Origin of the sequence: Kitasatospora sp. NBC_00039, assembly GCF_045160625.1 — a bacterium.
In the GTDB taxonomy this organism is placed as follows: Bacteria; Actinomycetota; Actinomycetes; order Streptomycetales; family Streptomycetaceae; genus Kitasatospora.
Window position 1 is genome coordinate 4,013,983 of the sequence record NZ_CP108289.1, and the last position, 16,757, is coordinate 4,030,739.

The 16,757-nt window shown below is 74.2% G+C and carries 17 protein-coding genes; 6 read left to right on the forward strand and 11 right to left on the reverse strand.

Annotated elements, in window-relative coordinates; genetic code table 11:
• Nucleotides 1–17 precede the first annotated feature (17 nt).
• Complete coding sequence (locus OG286_RS17685) at nt 18–617, reverse strand: TetR/AcrR family transcriptional regulator (RefSeq protein ID WP_405360978.1); 600 nt, start codon at nt 615–617, stop codon at nt 18–20.
• A gap of 126 nt (nt 618–743) precedes the next feature.
• Entirely contained in the window at nt 744–1,508 is a 765-nt protein-coding gene (locus OG286_RS17690) for an SDR family NAD(P)-dependent oxidoreductase (protein ID WP_396324380.1), read from the reverse strand.
• 123 nt (nt 1,509–1,631) lie between these two features.
• On the opposite strand from OG286_RS17690, the gene OG286_RS17695 reads away from it, so the two are divergent.
• Nucleotides 1,632–2,267 (forward strand): NAD(P)-dependent oxidoreductase, encoded by a 636-nt coding sequence (locus OG286_RS17695; protein ID WP_405360976.1) that lies wholly within the window; start codon nt 1,632–1,634, stop codon nt 2,265–2,267.
• A 32-nt stretch (nt 2,268–2,299) separates the two neighbouring features.
• Here the strand turns inward: OG286_RS17695 and OG286_RS17700 are convergent, their stop codons facing one another.
• Complete coding sequence (locus OG286_RS17700) at nt 2,300–3,211, reverse strand: hypothetical protein (RefSeq protein ID WP_405365464.1); 912 nt, start codon at nt 3,209–3,211, stop codon at nt 2,300–2,302.
• A 126-nt stretch (nt 3,212–3,337) separates the two neighbouring features.
• Here OG286_RS17700 and OG286_RS17705 point away from each other — a divergent pair, with 126 nt between their 5' ends.
• Nucleotides 3,338–5,905 (forward strand): helicase-associated domain-containing protein, encoded by a 2,568-nt coding sequence (locus OG286_RS17705; RefSeq protein ID WP_396324377.1) that lies wholly within the window; start codon nt 3,338–3,340, stop codon nt 5,903–5,905.
• 8 nt (nt 5,906–5,913) lie between these two features.
• Here the strand turns inward: OG286_RS17705 and OG286_RS17710 are convergent, their stop codons facing one another.
• A complete protein-coding gene (locus OG286_RS17710) occupies nt 5,914–6,168 on the reverse strand; it encodes a hypothetical protein (protein ID WP_396324376.1) in 255 nt (84 codons plus the stop codon).
• A 105-nt stretch (nt 6,169–6,273) separates the two neighbouring features.
• On the opposite strand from OG286_RS17710, the gene OG286_RS17715 reads away from it, so the two are divergent.
• Together OG286_RS17715 and OG286_RS17720 are read left to right on the forward strand one after the other, a co-directional pair.
• A complete protein-coding gene (locus OG286_RS17715; RefSeq protein ID WP_405360971.1) occupies nt 6,274–6,675 on the forward strand; it encodes a hypothetical protein in 402 nt (133 codons plus the stop codon).
• A gap of 97 nt (nt 6,676–6,772) precedes the next feature.
• Nucleotides 6,773–8,410 (forward strand): DNA repair helicase XPB, encoded by a 1,638-nt coding sequence (locus OG286_RS17720; RefSeq protein ID WP_396324374.1) that lies wholly within the window; start codon nt 6,773–6,775, stop codon nt 8,408–8,410.
• Between the two features lie 30 nt (nt 8,411–8,440).
• On the opposite strand, the gene OG286_RS17725 is transcribed toward OG286_RS17720, so the two are convergent.
• Nucleotides 8,441–8,641, reverse strand: coding sequence for a hypothetical protein (locus OG286_RS17725; RefSeq protein WP_396324373.1), 201 nt, complete (start codon nt 8,639–8,641; stop codon nt 8,441–8,443).
• Between the two features lie 325 nt (nt 8,642–8,966).
• Between OG286_RS17725 and OG286_RS17730 the strand changes: the two genes are divergently transcribed.
• Entirely contained in the window at nt 8,967–11,126 is a 2,160-nt protein-coding gene (locus OG286_RS17730; protein ID WP_396324372.1) for a HelD family protein, read from the forward strand.
• 115 nt (nt 11,127–11,241) lie between these two features.
• Here the strand turns inward: OG286_RS17730 and OG286_RS17735 are convergent, their stop codons facing one another.
• From OG286_RS17735 to OG286_RS17745, 3 genes are all read right to left on the reverse strand, one after another.
• Nucleotides 11,242–11,928: a copper homeostasis protein CutC gene (locus tag OG286_RS17735; RefSeq protein ID WP_396324371.1), complete on the reverse strand. Its 687-nt coding sequence runs from the start codon at nt 11,926–11,928 to the stop codon at nt 11,242–11,244.
• 149 nt (nt 11,929–12,077) lie between these two features.
• Nucleotides 12,078–13,010, reverse strand: a complete 933-nt coding sequence (locus OG286_RS17740; RefSeq protein ID WP_396324370.1) for a hypothetical protein — start codon at nt 13,008–13,010, stop codon at nt 12,078–12,080.
• Nucleotides 13,007–13,354: a PadR family transcriptional regulator gene (locus tag OG286_RS17745; RefSeq protein ID WP_396324369.1), complete on the reverse strand. Its 348-nt coding sequence runs from the start codon at nt 13,352–13,354 to the stop codon at nt 13,007–13,009. Before OG286_RS17745 ends, OG286_RS17740 begins: the two co-directional genes overlap by 4 nt.
• Before the next feature lie 87 nt (nt 13,355–13,441).
• Between OG286_RS17745 and OG286_RS17750 the strand changes: the two genes are divergently transcribed.
• Complete coding sequence (locus OG286_RS17750; protein ID WP_405360968.1) at nt 13,442–14,074, forward strand: hypothetical protein; 633 nt, start codon at nt 13,442–13,444, stop codon at nt 14,072–14,074.
• Between the two features lie 51 nt (nt 14,075–14,125).
• Here OG286_RS17750 and OG286_RS17755 read toward each other — a convergent pair whose 3' ends face one another.
• The 3 genes from OG286_RS17755 to OG286_RS17765 all read right to left on the reverse strand — a co-directional run bounded on the left by OG286_RS17755 (nt 14,126) and on the right by OG286_RS17765 (nt 16,734).
• Nucleotides 14,126–14,485: a hypothetical protein gene (locus tag OG286_RS17755; protein ID WP_396324367.1), complete on the reverse strand. Its 360-nt coding sequence runs from the start codon at nt 14,483–14,485 to the stop codon at nt 14,126–14,128.
• 98 nt (nt 14,486–14,583) lie between these two features.
• A complete protein-coding gene (groL, locus tag OG286_RS17760; protein ID WP_209412901.1) occupies nt 14,584–16,206 on the reverse strand; it encodes a chaperonin GroEL in 1,623 nt (540 codons plus the stop codon).
• A gap of 324 nt (nt 16,207–16,530) precedes the next feature.
• The gene (locus OG286_RS17765; RefSeq protein ID WP_030289665.1) at nt 16,531–16,734 is read right to left on the reverse strand and encodes a cold-shock protein; all 204 of its coding nucleotides are present in this window, start codon (nt 16,732–16,734) and stop codon (nt 16,531–16,533) included.
• Nucleotides 16,735–16,757 lie beyond the last annotated feature (23 nt).

Sequence of the window (16,757 nt, forward strand, 5' to 3'; positions counted from 1 at the left end):
GGCGGGCCCGCGACCCCTCAGGCCGCAGGCCCGCCCAGCGCGCCACGGACCAGCCGCATGACGGCCGGGACAGCCGTCCGCAGGTCCCCCTCGGGGCCGGCCACCTCGCCCGCCAGCGCGTCGAAGGTCTCGAAACCGGTGAGGACGAACAGCAGCGCCGCCGCGTCCTGCGGCGCACCGTCGAGCCGGGCGGCCAGCACCCCGGCACCCTCACGGCGGCGGGCGTCGCGCGCACCGACGACCCGGCCCACCTCCTCGTCCAGGGCGGCCAGCGCACGCAGCCGACGGGTACAGACCCGGTCCACCGCCCAGAAGCCGCCCATCACCTCGACGAAGCGGTCCACCGCCGGCCAGGGCTCGGGCAAGGCGAACGCCTCGGCGAGCCGCGCCATCCCGCCCTCGGCCGCGAGCGCGTCGCAGACCGCCTCCAGCAGGCCCGTCTTGGAGCCGAACTGGTAGTACACGGTGGCGCGCGCGACGTCCGCCCGCTTGGCGACCGCATCCAGCGAGAGCGTGCCCGCCCCGGTCAGCTGCCCCCGCGCGGCCGCGACGATCCGCGCGCGCGTCTCGTCCACGTCCGCCTGCCGCTGTCCCATCCGGTAGGACCGGGGGCTCATCGCGCTCGCCTCCACTCGCTCGTCCCGCCGCCGGTGCAACGGCCGTCGGACCTCTCGTGAACAGGCAGTATCCCCGATGGCTCCGAACCCCGGCCGGGCGAGCCCTCCGCTCCCCGGCCGGGGGCGTCAGACGATGACCCGGCCGCCGCTGACGTCCAGCGTCTGGCCGGTGATCCACGAGGACGCGGTGGAGGCGAGGAAGAGCGTGGCCGCCGCGATGTCGGCCGGTTCGCCGAGCCTGCCGAGCGGGTGGGCGGCGGCAACCGCCGCCTGCAGCTCGGGCGGCATGACGGCGGCCGTCCGCTCGGTCCGGACGGCGCCGGGCGCGATCGCGTTGACCCGGACGCCCTCACCCGCCAGCTCCAGGGCGAGGTGGCGGGAGTACATCAGCACCCCCGCCTTGGCGGCGGCGTACGCGGCGGAGGCACCGCTGGGCAGCCGGCCGGCCGTGGAAGCCATGGTGATCACCGAGCCGCTGCCGCGCTGCAACAGGCGTGGCAGGAAGGCCTGGACGGTGAGGAAGGTGGCCGTGAGGTTGGCGTCCAGCACGGCGCGCCAGTGCTCTTCGGTCTCCCGGACGGTCGGCACGGGGTAGCCGTCCCCGCCGGCGAACGCAGCGAGGACGCCGACCGGGCCGAGCTCCTCCTCGATCCGGGCGCCGGCCCGGGCGAGCGCGGCGGCGTCGGTGCAGTCGGCGACCAGGCCGCGCGCCTCGGCACCGGACGCGCGCAGCTCCCCCTCGACGGCGGCGAGGGCCGCCTCGTCCCGGCCGAGGACGGCGACGGCCGCGCCCTGCCGGGCGAACGCCCGGGCGGTCTCCGCGCCGATCCCGCGGCTGCCTCCGGTGATCACGACGACCTTGCCGGTCAGGTCGGGGTACTGAACTCCCATGTCCCATCACTCCCTTGAGCCGCACTGTTGTGGTTCACTGGATTCAGTCATACAGCCTGTCTGAATGAATCGGCAAGGGCGCACCCCGGGAGACCGCGAGGGCCGCCCGCAAGGAGGAACCCGATGAAGCTCGCCGTCGTCGGCGCCACCGGACGCACCGGCCGCCTGGTCGTCGACCTGGCCCTGGCCGCCGGGCACACCGTCACGGCGGTGGCCCGCACACCCGCCCGACTACCGGAGTTCGCCCACGGGACCCCGCGCATCGCGCAGGCCGACGTCCACCGACCCGGCTCCCTCCAGGGGCCGTTGGCCGGCCAGGACGCGGTGGTCTCGGCGCTCGGCGCCACCGGCCGGGCAGCCACCACCGTCTTCTCGGACGGCGCACGGGAGCTGGTGACCGCAGCGCGGGCCGGCGGGGTGCAGCACCTGGTGGCGCTGGGCTCGGCAGGCCTGGAGACCGACCATCTCCCCTTCGCCCAGCGGGTGGTGACGCGGCTGGTGGTCGACCGGCTCTACCGGGAGATCCACCGCGACCTGACCCGGATGGAGGCGGTGCTGGCCGGCTCCGAAACGAACTGGACCGTCGTCCGCGCCCCGATGCTCAAGGACGGACCGGCCGCCGCCGACCCCCGTGTCTCGTACGGGCTTCCGCTCCCGGACTCGGGCACCGCCACCCGGGCCACCATCGCCGCCTGGATCGTCCGGCACCTCGGCGCGCCCGCGACCTTCTGCCGCCGGATCACCATCGCCGACCGCTGAGCCGGTCGCCCGCCGCCTTCCGGCCCCGCGGGTCAGCCCCCTGGCTGGGCACGCCGCTTCAGCGCCACGGCCAGCAGGAACAGCGCCGACAGCACGGCCGCCAGGCGCAGCACACCGGGAGCGGCCGACCACGTGACCTGACCGACCTGCTGGCCCGGCTGGAGCGCCTCGCCCCAGCGGCCCTGGGCGCGGCCCCAGAACCAGAGCGTGGTGCCGCTCATCGTCAGCAGCGGGATGCCGAGGATGCCGACCTTGCGGGTGAAGTCGGTCAGTCGGCCGGACAGGTAGCCGAGCCCCCAGCCGACCAGCATCACCACGATCTGGCTGGAGACCGCGCCGCCGATCAGGGTCACCGCCGCGAGCAGCAGGAGCGGGGAGGGGCGGCGGCCGGCCATCGCGGACGGCTTCGGGGCGGCCCCGGCGGCGCCTTCGGACGCGGCAGGCTGCGGCGCGGGCACCACCCTGCCCTTCCCGCGCCTTCTTCCCCTGCCCTTCGCGGGGGCCGGTTCGGCCGGCGGGGTCTGCGCGGGGACCTCCCCCGGGGCGCCCTCGGCGGCGGTCCGCTGCTCGGGGATCGGCTTGACCGCCGGGCCGGGGCCGTCCGAGAAGTCGAGCGACACGAGCGACCAGTCGCCCGCGTTCACGGCCGTGAACGGCGCCGGCACGGCATCCGGATCGGCGTCCGCATCCGCGATCGGCTGCGACACCCAGGGCGAGCCCGGGTCGTCGGCGGCCGCCGGCCTCCGCACGGCGGGCGGCCGGTCGACGGGGTGGTCCGCCGGGGGCCCGGCAGGCGGCGCGGAGGGCCGCGGCGGCACCGCGGGCGCCCCCTCGGCGTACACACTGTCCTCGTCGCCGGAGCCCGGTCCGCCCCCCGCGCCGTCACCACCCCCCGGTGGCCCGCTCCACGGCCCCCGCTTGCGCCACCACTCGCCGTCCGCCATCGCCCCAACCCCGCCTCACCCGTGCCGCAACGGCCGTCGTGGGGCCGCCGGTCAGACGGTACCCACCCGAACCGGGGCCACGCCGACCGGTCCCCACCGTCCGTCCTCGCGACTAACCTAGGTCGAATGACCACACAGCAGGGCCCCCAACGCCCCGGCAAGGCGCCCACCGGCCCCCGCACCCTCGCCGAGGAGCTCCGCAGCCGCGCGGACGACGACCTCGCCACCCTGCTCCGGTCCCGCCCCGACCTGCTCAACCCCGTCCCCGGCGACCTCACCCAGCTCGCCGCCCGGCTCTCCTCCCGCGCCTCCGCGCTGCGCGCCCTGGAGCGACTGGACCGCTTCACCCTCCAGGTCGCCGAGGCGATGGCCGCCGCCCCGGACGGCGCCTCCCCGGCCACCGTGAAGGCCCTGCTGACCGGCCCGGCCCGGGTCAAGCCGCACCCGGGCGCCACCCCGCTGACCGCCGCCGACCGGTCCGCCGTCGGCGCCGCCCTCCCCCGGGCGTTCGCCACCCTGCGTGACCGCGCCCTGCTCTGGGGGCCGGAGAACGGGCCGCGCCTGGTCATCGCGGCCCGCGAGGCACTCGCGCCCACCGCCGCCAACCCCGGCCGGACCGGGCTCGGCCCGACGCTGGCCGACGCCACCGCCGGCATGTCCCCGGCCCGGCTCCAGCAGCTGCTCGCCTCCGCCGGGCAGCCCGCCACCCCGGACCCGGTGACCGCCGTCGCCGCGCTCACCGCGCTGCTCGGCGACCGCGCCCGCTGCGACGCCCTGCTCGCCACCGCCCCCGAACCGGCGCTGCGGCTGCTGGACCGCCTGGTCTGGGGCCCGCCCACCGGCACCGTCCCGGACGCCACCCGCCCGGTCACCGCCGAGGACGCGCAGAGCCCGGTCGAATGGCTGCTGGCCCGCGGCCTGTTGCTGCCCAGCAGCCCCGGCAGCGTCGTCCTGCCCCGCGAGCTCGCCCTGCACCTGCGCGGCGGCCGCACCCACCGCGTGGTCGAGCCGGTCCAGCCGGAGCCGGCCCCGGCCGCCGCCCCGCGTGATCCACAGGTTGTGGACAGGGCGGCCGCCGGGCAGGCCCACACCGCCGTCCGGATCGTCGAGGAGCTGCTCGACCTCTGGGGCCTCAACCCGCCGCCCACCCTGCGCGCCGGCGGCCTCGGCGTCCGCGACCTCAAGCGGACCGCGCAGGCCCTGGAGACCACTGAGCAGCAGACCGCCTTCTGGCTCGAACTCGCCTACACCTCGGGCCTGCTGGCTCCCGACGGCGAGGCCGACGAACGCTGGGCACCCACCCCGGCGTACGACGGGTGGCTCCAGCAGGACACCGCCGACCGCTGGCTGCTGCTGGCCGGCAGCTGGCTCGCCGCCACCCGCGTCCCCGCCCTCACCGGCACCCCGGACGGCAAGGGCAAGGCACGCGCCGCTCTCGGCCCCGAGCTGGACCGCACGCTCGCCCCCTCCGTCCGCCGCGGCGCCCTCGCGCTGCTCGCCGAACTGCCGCCCGGCACCGCCGCCACCGCCGACGAACTGCTGCCCACCCTGCACTGGCAGCGCCCGCTGCGCGGCGGCCCGGCCACCGGACAGGCCCCCACGACCGGCCAGGGCCCCGCCGGACAGACCCCCGCCGGACAGGCCCCCGCCACCGGACAGGGCCGCGACCTGCGCGACGACCTCACGGCCTGGACCCTCGCCGAGGCCGAACTGCTCGGCATCACCGGCCGCGGCGCCCTCGCCTCCCCCGCCCGCGCACTGCTCACCGCCGAGGCCGACCCGGCCGAGGTGCTGGCCCCGCTGCTGCCGCAGCCGCTGGACCACGTCATCCTCCAGCCGGACCTCACCGCGATCGCCCCCGGCCCGCTGCTCACCCCGCTCGCCCAGGCGCTCGCGCTCTGCGCCGACATCGAGTCCAAGGGCGGCGCCACCGTCTACCGGTTCACGCCCGCGTCGGTCCGCCGCGCCCTCGACGCCGGCCGCACCGCCGCCGACCTCCAGACCTTCCTGGAGCAGCACTCGCGCACGCCCGTCCCGCAGCCGCTCGGCTACCTGATCGACGACGTCGCCCGCAGGCACGGCATCCTGCGGGTCGGCGCCGCCTCCTCGTACCTGCGCTGCGACGACCCGGCGCTGCTGAACGAGGTCCTGGCCGACCGCCGCTCCGTCGACCTGCGGCTGCGCCTGCTCGCCCCGACCGTGCTCGCCGCCCAGGCCACGCCGGACGTGCTGCTCGCCGCCCTGCGCGGCATGGGCTACGCGCCCGCGGCCGAGTCCGCCGAGGGCGACGTGCTGATCACCCGGCCGGACAGCCACCGCACCCCGCCGCGCGCGGCCCCCGTACCCGTCCCCGACGGCCCGCCCACGCCCGACGACACCCTGCTCGCCGCCGCCATCAAGGCCATCCGGGCGGGCGACCGCGCCGCCACGGCCGTCCGCCGCGAGGCCGCCCCCGACCCGCGCCAACTCCCGCGCACCCCGGCCGCCGAGACCCTCGCCGCGCTGCAGACGGCCGTCCTGCTGGGCGAACGGATGTGGATCGGCTACCTCAACGCCGAAGGGCTCTCCAGCCAGCGGATCATCGACCCGGTCAAGGTCGAGGGCGGCTACGTCACCGCCTTCGACCACCACGCCGACGAGCTCCGCACCTTCGCCCTGCACCGGATCACCGGCGTGGCCGAACTGGAGGAGTAGCCGCCGGATCAGTGGCCCTGCCGGGCCTCCTTGACCTTCTCCTTGACGGCCTTGTCCGCGAGCGTGCCGATCTGGTCCTTGCCGACCGGCAGCTCGGGGGCGCCGGCCAGGTCGGCGATCAGGAAGGCGGGGGACGCGAGCAGCCCGCCGGGGCCCTCGCCGACGCCCGCGAGGGCGTGGGCGGAACCGGCGGAGGAGGCGGTCACGGCGAAGGCCGAACCGAGGAGGGCGAGAGCGGTGAGGGCACGCTTCGGCTTGTTCATGACCTGCTCTGACGAGCGACGCCCGGACCGGTCACCGCGCTCCGATTGACGCCTCCGGCGATGCGGCGTAGTCCGGAGGGGAGGGGGGTCGCGGAAGGAGTCACCATGCTCGGCGATCAGATAGCGGAGATACAGAGCCAGGACACCGTCCGGCGGGTGCTCGCCGGCGGCGAGGGCCCGGTGGTCGAGGTCTCGTTCCAGGGCGCCGGGGAGGTCCTCGGCACCCCGGTCACGGAGTTCGCCACCTACGAGTCGGAACTGCACGCCGACGGCACCCTGTTCGGTGAGGGCCAGGGCGTCGACATGACCGCCGACGGCCAGACCATCACCTGGCACGGCAGCGGCGTCGGCCACTTCACCGAGGGCGGCGGTGTCTCGTACCGCGGCTCGGTCTACTTCACCACCGCGTCCCCGCAGTTCTCCCGGTTGAACGGCACCGCCGGCGTCTTCGAGTTCGAGTCCGGCGCCGACGGCAAGAACACCGCCAAGGTGTTCGAGTGGAAGTAGCCCCCCTCAGGGCGGCCTCCCGCCTTTCCCGCCGGATGGGCGACACTGGAGGGTCTGCGTCCCGACAGACCTGTCAGCCAGTGGAGGGCTTCCCCGCGTGAACGACGGACCGCTCATCGTCCAGAGCGACAAAACTCTTCTCCTGGAGATCGACCACCCCAAGGCCGCCGACTGCCGCCGGGCCATCGCGCCGTTCGCCGAACTGGAGCGCGCGCCCGAGCACGTGCACACCTACCGGGTGACCCCGCTCGGGCTGTGGAACGCACGCGCCGCCGGGCACGACGCCGAGCAGGTCGTCGACGCCCTGGTGACGTACTCCCGCTACCCCGTGCCGCACGCGCTGCTGGTCGACGTGGCCGACACCATGGCGCGCTACGGGCGGCTCAGGCTCAGCAAGCACCCCACCCACGGCCTGGTGCTCACCACCACCGACCGCCCGGTGCTGGAGGAGGTGCTGCGCTCCAAGAAGATCATCCCGCTGGTCGGCGCCCGGGTGGACCCCGACACCGTCGTCGTCCACCCGTCCGAACGCGGGCAGATCAAGCAGGTGCTGCTCAAACTCGGCTGGCCCGCCGAGGACTTCGCCGGCTACGTGGACGGCGAGGCGCACCCCATCGAGCTGGACCAGAACGGCTGGCAGCTGCGCCCCTACCAGGCGCAGGCGGTCGAGGGCTTCTGGCACGGCGGCTCGGGCGTCGTGGTGCTGCCCTGTGGCGCCGGCAAGACGCTGGTCGGCGCGGCCGCGATGGCCGAGGCCAAGTCGACCACGCTGATCCTGGTCACCAACACCGTCTCGGCCCGGCAGTGGAAGCACGAGCTGGTCAAGCGGACCACGCTGACCGAGGACGAGATCGGCGAGTACAGCGGCACCAGGAAGGAGATCCGCCCGGTCACCATCGCGACCTACCAGGTGATGACGACCAAGCGAAAGGGCGTCTACGCCCACCTGGAGCTGTTCGACGCCCGCAACTGGGGCCTGGTGGTCTACGACGAGGTCCACCTGCTGCCCGCGCCGGTGTTCAAGTTCACCGCCGACCTGCAGGCCCGCCGCCGGCTCGGCCTGACCGCCACCCTGGTCCGCGAGGACGGCCGCGAGGGCGACGTCTTCTCGCTCATCGGCCCCAAGCGCTTCGACGCCCCGTGGAAGGAGATCGAGGCGCAGGGCTATATCGCGCCCGCGGACTGCTGCGAGGTCCGGGTCACCCTCACCGACTCCGAGCGGCTCGCCTACGCGACCGCGGAGCCCGAGGAGCGCTACCGCTTCTGCGCCACCACCGCCACCAAGCGGCGGGTGGTGGAGGCACTGGTCAAGAAGCACGAGAAGGACCAGACGCTGATCATCGGCCAGTACATCGACCAGCTGGACGAGCTCGGGGAGGTCCTGAACGCCCCGGTGATCAAGGGCGAGACCAGCAACGCCCAGCGCGAGAAGCTGTTCGAGGCCTTCCGCACCAAGGAGATCAGCGTCCTGGTGGTCTCCAAGGTGGCCAACTTCTCCATCGACCTGCCGGAGGCGACCGTCGCCATCCAGGTCTCCGGCACCTTCGGCTCCCGCCAGGAGGAGGCCCAGCGCCTGGGCCGTGTCCTGCGCCCGAAGGCGGACGGCCACGCGGCGCACTTCTACTCGGTGGTGGCCCGCGACACCGTCGACCAGGACTTCGCCGCCCACCGCCAGCGCTTCCTGGCGGAGCAGGGCTACGCCTACCGCATCATCGACGCGGACGACGTGCTCTGACGGCCGGTGCCTGACGCCTGGGCCTGACGCCTAGTACCTGACGCCGTCGCGCCCGAGGAAGACCACGCGCGCGGCGGTGTCGAGGGCGATGCCGACGTTGCGGACGGCGGTCTTCAGCGGGCTGCGGTGCCGGCCGGGGCCGGTGGCCGCGATGGCGGTGGCGCCCGCGGGGCGGGCGGGGGCGGACTTCTGGTTCGGCACTCGCGGCGCCGTGACGTGTACGGTGCTCATGTCTTCAACGGTAGGTCCGTGGCGGGCCGGGCACATCACCCCAAAGGCCGTACCGGACGGGCCGGAAGTCGTCCTCCGGGTGTACTGAGGCCCCCGCCACCCCCTACGCCTCCCCCTACGGGACGGGAGAAGTGGGAGAGGACGCCGGGGCGGTCGCGGGGCTGGGCGTGCCGGCCTCCAGGTGGTCGGGTACGCCGGTCCGAGGCAGCGCGGCAAACTGGATGGCACCGGGGCCGCGGGCCGTCTAGGATCGTCTGTCTGCCCCCTCCCGAACCGTGGTACCTGCTGAGTCCCGCAGGCAGCCGGGGGAGGCGCCGACCGCACGATGGGCCCCTCCTGCCCGTTGCCGGGCAAGGAGGGACGGTCGGCTGTGTCCACCGTGAGCTCCAACGATCCGCTGCGCCCGTCTCCGGGGCAGCCGGGAAGGTTCGCTGTGCCCGCCACCCCCACCACCGACCCCCTCCAGCGCGAACGCGACCACCTGGCCGCCTCCCGGGCCGCCCTGCGCGCCATGCGGGAGGACGTCGAGTCGCTGGACATCCGCGACGTGACCGGCACCTGGGTCACCGCCGTCGTGCTGCAGAACCAGATCGAGGCCCGGATCGCCGCCCTGGCCGACCTCTCGCACACCCCGCTCTTCTTCGGCCGCCTCGACTACCTGCACGCGATCAGTGAGGAACTCTCCGAGGGCTCCGGCGGGGAGAACTTCTACATCGGGCGCCGGCACGTCCACGACGCCGACGGCGACCCGATGGTGATCGACTGGCGCGCGCCGGTCTCCCAGCCGTTCTACCGGGCCAGCCGGACCGAGCCGATGGACGTCGACCGCCGCCGGCGCTTCGGCTACACCGGCGGCGAGCTCACCGCGTACGAGGACGAGCACCTCTCCGACCCGGCCGAGTCGGACTCCGCCTCGGCCCTGCTCGCCGCCGAGATCGAGAAGCCCCGCGTCGGACCGATGCGCGACATCGTCGCCACCATCCAGCCCGAGCAGGACGAGATCGTCCGCGCCGACATCACCGGCACCGTCTGCGTCCAGGGCGCCCCCGGCACCGGGAAGACCGCCGTCGGCCTGCACCGCGTGGCCTACCTGCTGTACGCGCACCGCGAGCGGCTCGCCCGGACCGGCACCCTGGTGATCGGGCCGAACAACGCCTTTCTCTCCTACATCGAGCAGGTGCTGCCCGCCCTCGGCGAGCTGGACGTCGCCCAGGCCACCGTCCAGCAGCTGGTCGCGCACGTCGAGGTGAAGGCCGAGGACACCGCCGAGGCGGCCCGGCTGAAGGGCGACGCCCGGATGGCCGAGGTGCTGCGCCGGGCGGTGCGGGCCGGCATCACCCTGCCCACCGAGCCCTGCGTGGTGGTCCGCGGCTCCCGGCGCTGGCGCGTCCCGGCGTACGAACTGGTCGAGATCATCGAGGAGTTGAAGGGCCGCGACATCCGCTACGGCGCCGCCAGGGAGGCCCTGCCGCAGCGGATCGCGCACGCCGTGCTGCTGAAGATGGAGCAGGGCGGCGAGGCCCCGGACGACCGGGTGCAGGACGCGGTGGCCCGTAACTCCGCGGTCAAGGCGCTGGTCAAGGAGTGCTGGCCGCTGGTCGAACCGGCCAAGCTGGTGCTGCGGCTGCTCTCCGACCCGGAGTTCCTGGCCGCGTGTGCGGAGGGCGTCCTCACCCCCGAGGAGCAGCGGACGGTGCTCTGGCCCAAGCCCGGCCGATCGGTGAAGACCGCCCGCTGGACACAGGCCGACGCCGTCCTCGTGGACGAGACCGCGGACCTCGTCCACCGCACGGCCTCGCTCGGGCACGTGGTGCTGGACGAGGCGCAGGACCTCTCGCCGATGCAGTACCGCGCGGTCGGCCGCCGCTGCACCACCGGCTCGGCGACCGTCCTCGGCGACCTCGCCCAGGGCACCACCCCGTGGGCGACGGCGAGTTGGCCGGACGCCCTGCACCACCTGGGCAAACCGGCCGCCCACATCGAGGAGTTGACCAAGGGGTTCCGCGTCCCCGAGGAGGTCATCGCCTACGCCTCCCGGCTGCTGCCGGCGATCGCCCCCGGCCTCGCCCCGGCGACGTCGGTCCGCGAGGCGCCCGGCTCGCTGACGATCACCCGCGTCCCGGAGGACGGGCTGGAGAAGGCGGTCGTCGAGGCCTGCCACCGGGCGCTGGAGCACGAGGGCTCGACCGGCCTGATCGCTGCCGACGCGCGCATCCCGCTGCTCGCCGAGGCGCTCGACGCGGCCGGCCTGCCGCACCTCTCCCCCGGCGCCGAGACCAGCGCCGAAGCCCGGCTGACCCTCGTCCCGGCCTCGCTGGCCAAGGGCCTGGAGTACGACTACGTGGTGCTGGACGAGCCGGCCGCGGTGGTCGCCGGCGAGCCGGACGGGCGGACCGGCCTGCGCCGCCTGTACGTGGCGCTCACCCGTGCCGTCTCCGGGCTGGCGGTGCTGCACGCCGAGCCGCTGCCCGAGCAGCTGGGCTGAGCCGGGCGGCACCCAGGGGGAAGGCGGCACCCACGAGGAAGGGGACCGGCCGATGCCGGTCCCCTTCCCGCCGAGCCGACGGCCACCGATCGCTCAGCCGTCGGCGCTTCCACGCTCAGCCGTCGATCAGGGCACGCCACTCGGCGACCTTGCCCGCGTCCACCGGCGACCGCCACCCGTCGGCGCGGACCGCACCGCCGACGTGGAAGGCGTCGAAGCCGGCCGCCCGCAGGCCCGGCAGGTGTTCGGCCCGCAGCCCGCCGCCGATCAGGATCCGCTGGCCGTACCCGGGCTCGCCGTCCCTGGCCAGCTCGGCCGCGAGCACCTCCCGGCCGGCGTCCACACCGGCGGCCGCGCCGGAGGTGAGGAAGGTGTCCAGCCCGGGCAGTGCGCCGACGGCCGCGCGGAGGGCGGCCCGGTCGGCGCTGTGGTCGATCGCCCGGTGGAAGGTCCAGCGGCAGCCGGCCACCGCCTCGGCGACGGCCGCGGTGGCGGCGAGGTCGACGGCGCCGTCGGCGTCCAGGAAGCCGAAGACGAACTCGTCCGCCCCTTCGGCCCGGAGTGCGGCGGCGCGGGCCCGCAGCCCGTCCAGGTCGCCGGGCGTGAAGCCGTCCCGGGTGCGCAGCATGACGCGCAGCGGGAGGTGCACGGCGGCGCGGATCCCGGCGAAGTCCTCGGCCGACGGCGTGAGTCCGTCGGCGGCCATGTCCGTGACCAGTTCGAGCCGGTCGGCGCCGCCCGACTCGGCGGCCTGGGCGTCCTGGGGCGTCAGCGCGATGACTTCGAAAATTGGTCTAGACATATGCGAAGCCTGCCACATCCGCCCGGCGGCGGCGAGCCCTGCGCGGCTGTACGCCGGGCACTCCGTCGCGCCTTCCGTCGAACGCCCGGCCAGGCGTCCGGTCACGCGCCCGGCCAGGCGTCCGGCCAGGCGTCCGGCCGGGCGTCCGATCAGGCGATGCTGTGGGCGCCACCCGCCCCGGCCCCGCGCCCGATCATCAGCGGCGCCACGATCAGCGCCACCGCCGCGGCGGAGATCGGCAGCAGGTTCCAGAGGCCGCCTGTCGTCTGCCAGAGGGTGAACATGCCGAAGGTGGCGGTCAGCGGCAGCATCGCGAGCCCGATCGCCGCCGGCACCAGCCGGCCGCGCAGCGCCGTCAGCACCAGGAACAGCGGGACGACCACCAGCACGGCGGAGCGCGGGCCGTTCAGCATGTAGTGGGAGTCGAAGCCACCCTGGGAGGCGATCACCAGCCAGCCGCCGACCACCGACGCCAGCACCAGGCCGCGGCTGCGCCAGGTCGGCTCGCCCAGCATCTCCCGCGGCGCCGCGATCACCAGCAGGCCGGAGAGCAGGAACGGCATCGCCGAAGAGCCGACGGCCAGGACCCACCACGCGTTGATCCCGTCCGCCACGAAGACCTCCTTCATCCCGAGCAGCCCGGCAGCCATCACCGCCACCGAGATCACCCGCGCCTCCGCCCACCGCCCCAGCAGGGCGGCGAGGGCCAGCAGCAGCGACGCCACCGGCTGCGCGAAGGCGGCCACCAGCGTGACCACCGACGAGGTGTGCTCGAGCCGCCAGGCGAGCTGGTCCGAGTCGCCGACCCACGGGTACAACCCGGCCCCCGCGGCCGCCCCGGCGATCAGCGGCGCGGCCAGTGCGAGCAGCCGCCCGCCGGGCGAGAAGGCGGTCAGCCGGGTGCGCACCCGCAGGCCGTACGCGGCGAGGTCGAGCGCCTCCCGGACGACGGCCGGCTTCCCGGCCTCGGCCGTGGTGTCGGAGAAGACGGCGGCGAGTTCGTCCCCGCGCTCACGGCGGTAGCGTGCCGGGTAGAACTGGAGCGCCGCCTTCATCGCGACGGTCGGCGTGTTCATGGTCATGCGAAGGTCCCCCTGGCCCTTGGGTGAAACACGGAGAGGCGGCGTTCCGCCTCGCTGGCGACGGCGCGCAGCCGCTCCGCCTCGGTGGCGAGCGCGGCCCGGCCGGCGACGGTCAGCGCGTAGGTGCGCCGAGCCCGGCCGTCCACGACATCCTCGGCCGCGACCTCGATCAGGCCCTGCTGGAGCAGCCGGTCGAGGGCGCCGTAGAGCGTGCCGGTGCGCATCGCGACCCGGCCGCCGGAGATCGCGGCGACCTCCTGGATCAGCGCATAGCCGTGTCTGGGGGCGTCGGCCAGTGCGGTGAGCAGAAGCAGCGTGGGCTCCTGCATGGAGCGTTCGGTCATGGAACTACATATATCGTCAAACTACCTATAGGTCCAGTGGAAGCCCCGGCCGAACCCCCGGCGCGCCGGGCCACCACAATGACTCCCATGCCGACGGACGACCTGCTCACCGCCTGGACCGCCCTGCTGCACCGCTGCGGCGCGAGCGCCGACCCCGAGCCCTACGGGCGCGACCTGCTGCACCGCTGGGCCGAGCCGCAGCGCCGCTACCACACCACCGACCACCTGCGGGCGATGCTGCACCAGGTGGACGCGCTGGCCGGGCACGCCGGGGCCCCGGACACCGTCCGCCTCGCCGTCTGGTTCCACGACGCCGTCTACCGCCCCGACCGCTCCGAGAACGAGGAGCGCAGCGCCGCCCTCGCCGTCCGGGCGCTCACCGAGGCCGGCCTCCCGGATCAGCGGACCGCCGAGGTGGCCCGGCTGGTCCGGCTCACCGTCACCCACCACCCCGAGCCCGGCGACCGCGACGGCGAGGTGCTCTGCGACGCCGACCTCGCCGTCCTCGGCACCACCCCCGAGGCGTACGCGGCGTACGCGGCCGCCGTCCGGGAGGAGTACGCCTTCGTCCCCGAGCCGGACTTCCGGGCCGGCCGGGCGGCGGTCCTGCGCCAACTGCTCGCGCTGCCCGCGCTCTACCGCACCCCCACCGCCCACGCGCGCTTCGACGCCCCCGCCCGCGCCAACCTGGCCGCCGAACTCGCCGCACTGGAGGGCTGAGGCCCGTCGCCGGAGTCCCGTCCGCCCGACGGCAGGCGCCGGGGGACGCCCCTAGGCCAGCTGCCCGACGGGTGCCACGACCGTGCCCTCCTTGCCGCAGACCCAGTGGGGCTCCGGGCCCAGCTCGGGCTCGACGCTGAGCGCGTGCGGGTCCCCGTCGGCCGCGCAGGAGGCGCAGAGCGGCCAGCGGCCGTAGGCCTCCAGCAGCGCGTCCTGGACGTCCTGGGCGACCAGCCCGAGCACGTACTCGGTGCCGTCCGGCCACTGCTCCAGCCACCAGCGGCGGTGGGTCACGGCCGTCTCGACCAGCGACACCACGGCGGCGTCCGCCACGTCCTTCGCGGTCAGGTCGGCCAGGATCAGCGCCCGCGCGTTGTGCAGGGCGGTCTCGATGTCGTCGGAGGAAGCCATCCGTACATTGTCCCAAAGAGCACCCGGCACGAACGCCGCACGGGCGGCTCCCCGAGGGGAACCGCCCGTGCGATCAGGAAACGACCGACCCCGGAGGATCAGAAGTCCATGTCACCGCCCGGCATGCCGCCGCCGGCGGCCGCAGCGGCCTTCTCCGGCTTGTCGGCGATGACGGCCTCGGTGGTGAGGAAGAGCGCCGCGATGGAGGCGGCGTTCTGCAGCGCGGAACGGGTGACCTTGGCCGGGTCGATGATGCCCTCGGCGATCAGGTCGACGTAGGTGTTGGTGGCCGCGTTCAGGCCGTGACCGGCGGGGAGGTTGCGCACCTTCTCCACCACGACGCCGCCCTCGAGGCCGGCGTTGGTCGCGATCTGCTTGATCGGGGCCTCCAGGGCCACGCGGACGATGTTGGCACCGGTGGCCTCGTCGCCCTCGAGCTCCAGCTTGTCGAACGCGACACCGGCCTGCAGCAGCGCGACGCCACCACCGGCGACGATGCCCTCCTCGACGGCGGCCTTGGCGTTGCGGACGGCGTCCTCGATGCGGTGCTTGCGCTCCTTGAGCTCCACCTCGGTGGCCGCACCGGCCTTGATGACGGCCACGCCGCCGGCCAGCTTGGCGAGGCGCTCCTGGAGCTTCTCGCGGTCGTAGTCCGAGTCGCTGTTCTCGATCTCGGCGCGGATCTGGTTCACGCGGCCGGCGACCTGGTCGCTGTCGCCGCCACCGTCGACGATGGTGGTCTCGTCCTTGGTGATGACCACCTTGCGGGCGGTGCCCAGCAGGTCGATGCCGGCGTTCTCCAGCTTGAGGCCGACCTCCTCGGAGATCACGGTGCCACCGGTGAGGATGGCGATGTCGCCGAGCATGGCCTTGCGGCGGTCGCCGAAGCCCGGGGCCTTGACGGCGACGGACTTGAAGGTGCCGCGGATCTTGTTCACGACCAGGGTCGACAGGGCCTCGCCCTCGACGTCCTCGGCGATGATGACGAGCGGCTTGCCGCTCTGCATGACCTTCTCCAGCAGCGGGAGCAGGTCCTTGACCGAGCCGATCTTGGAGTTGGCGATGAGGATGTACGGGTCCTCGAACGTCGCCTCCATGCGCTCCAGGTCGGTGGCGAAGTAGGCGGAGATGTAGCCCTTGTCGAAGCGCATGCCCTCGGTGAGCTCGAGCTCCAGACCGAAGGTGTTGCTCTCCTCGACGGTGATGACGCCTTCCTTGCCGACCTTGTCCATGGCCTCGGCGATGAGCTCGCCGATCTGGGTGTCGGCGGCCGAGATGGAGGCGGTGGAGGCGATCTGCTCCTTGGTCTCCACGTCCTTGGCCTGGGCCAGCAGCTGGTCCGAGACGGCGGCGACGGCCTTCTCGATACCGCGCTTCAGGGCCATCGGGTTGGCGCCGGCGGCGACGTTGCGCAGACCCTCGCGGACGAGCGCCTGGGCGAGCACGGTGGCGGTGGTGGTGCCGTCACCCGCGACGTCGTCGGTCTTCTTGGCGACCTCCTTGACGAGCTCCGCGCCGATCTTCTCGTAGGGGTCCTCGAGCTCGATCTCCTTGGCGATGGAGACACCGTCGTTGGTGATCGTGGGGGCGCCCCACTTCTTCTCCAGCACGACGTTGCGACCCTTGGGGCCGAGCGTGACCTTCACTGCGTCGGCGAGCTGGTTCATGCCACGCTCAAGGCCGCGGCGAGCTTCCTCATCAAAGGCGATGATCTTGGCCATCAGAAGTGGTCCTCCGGGACACGGTCGACTGCTCGGACCAAGGGGTGCCCGCGACGGACGGCCCTGGTGTGCGGGGGTCCTTTCCCCTACCGCTCCCGGGGGCCTCACCGACCCGGTCCGCTGTCACTCTCACGCTGTGAGTGCTAACGCCAATGATTAGCACTCTGGGTGGGCGAGTGCAAGCCCAATGGGCAACCCGCGAGCCGCACCGGCCACTCCCCGGACACGGCAACGGGCCCGTGCGACATGTGTCGCACGGGCCCGTCGCGAAGCAAGAGGTGCACCAGCCGATGGGCCGAGCCGAACTCCTGGGTGCCGGAAAGGTCAGACCGCCGCGCGGACCATGTCCGCCTGCGGGCCCTTCTGCCCCTGAGAGATCTCGAACTCGACCCGCTGGCCCTCCTCAAGGGTGCGGTAGCCGTCCATCTGGATCGCGCTGTAGTGGACGAAGACGTCCGCACCACCGTCGACCGCGATGAAGCCGTAGCCCTTCTCCGCGTTGAACCACTTGACGGTGCCCTGAGCCATTCCGAACTCCCCTAGTGCTGTGC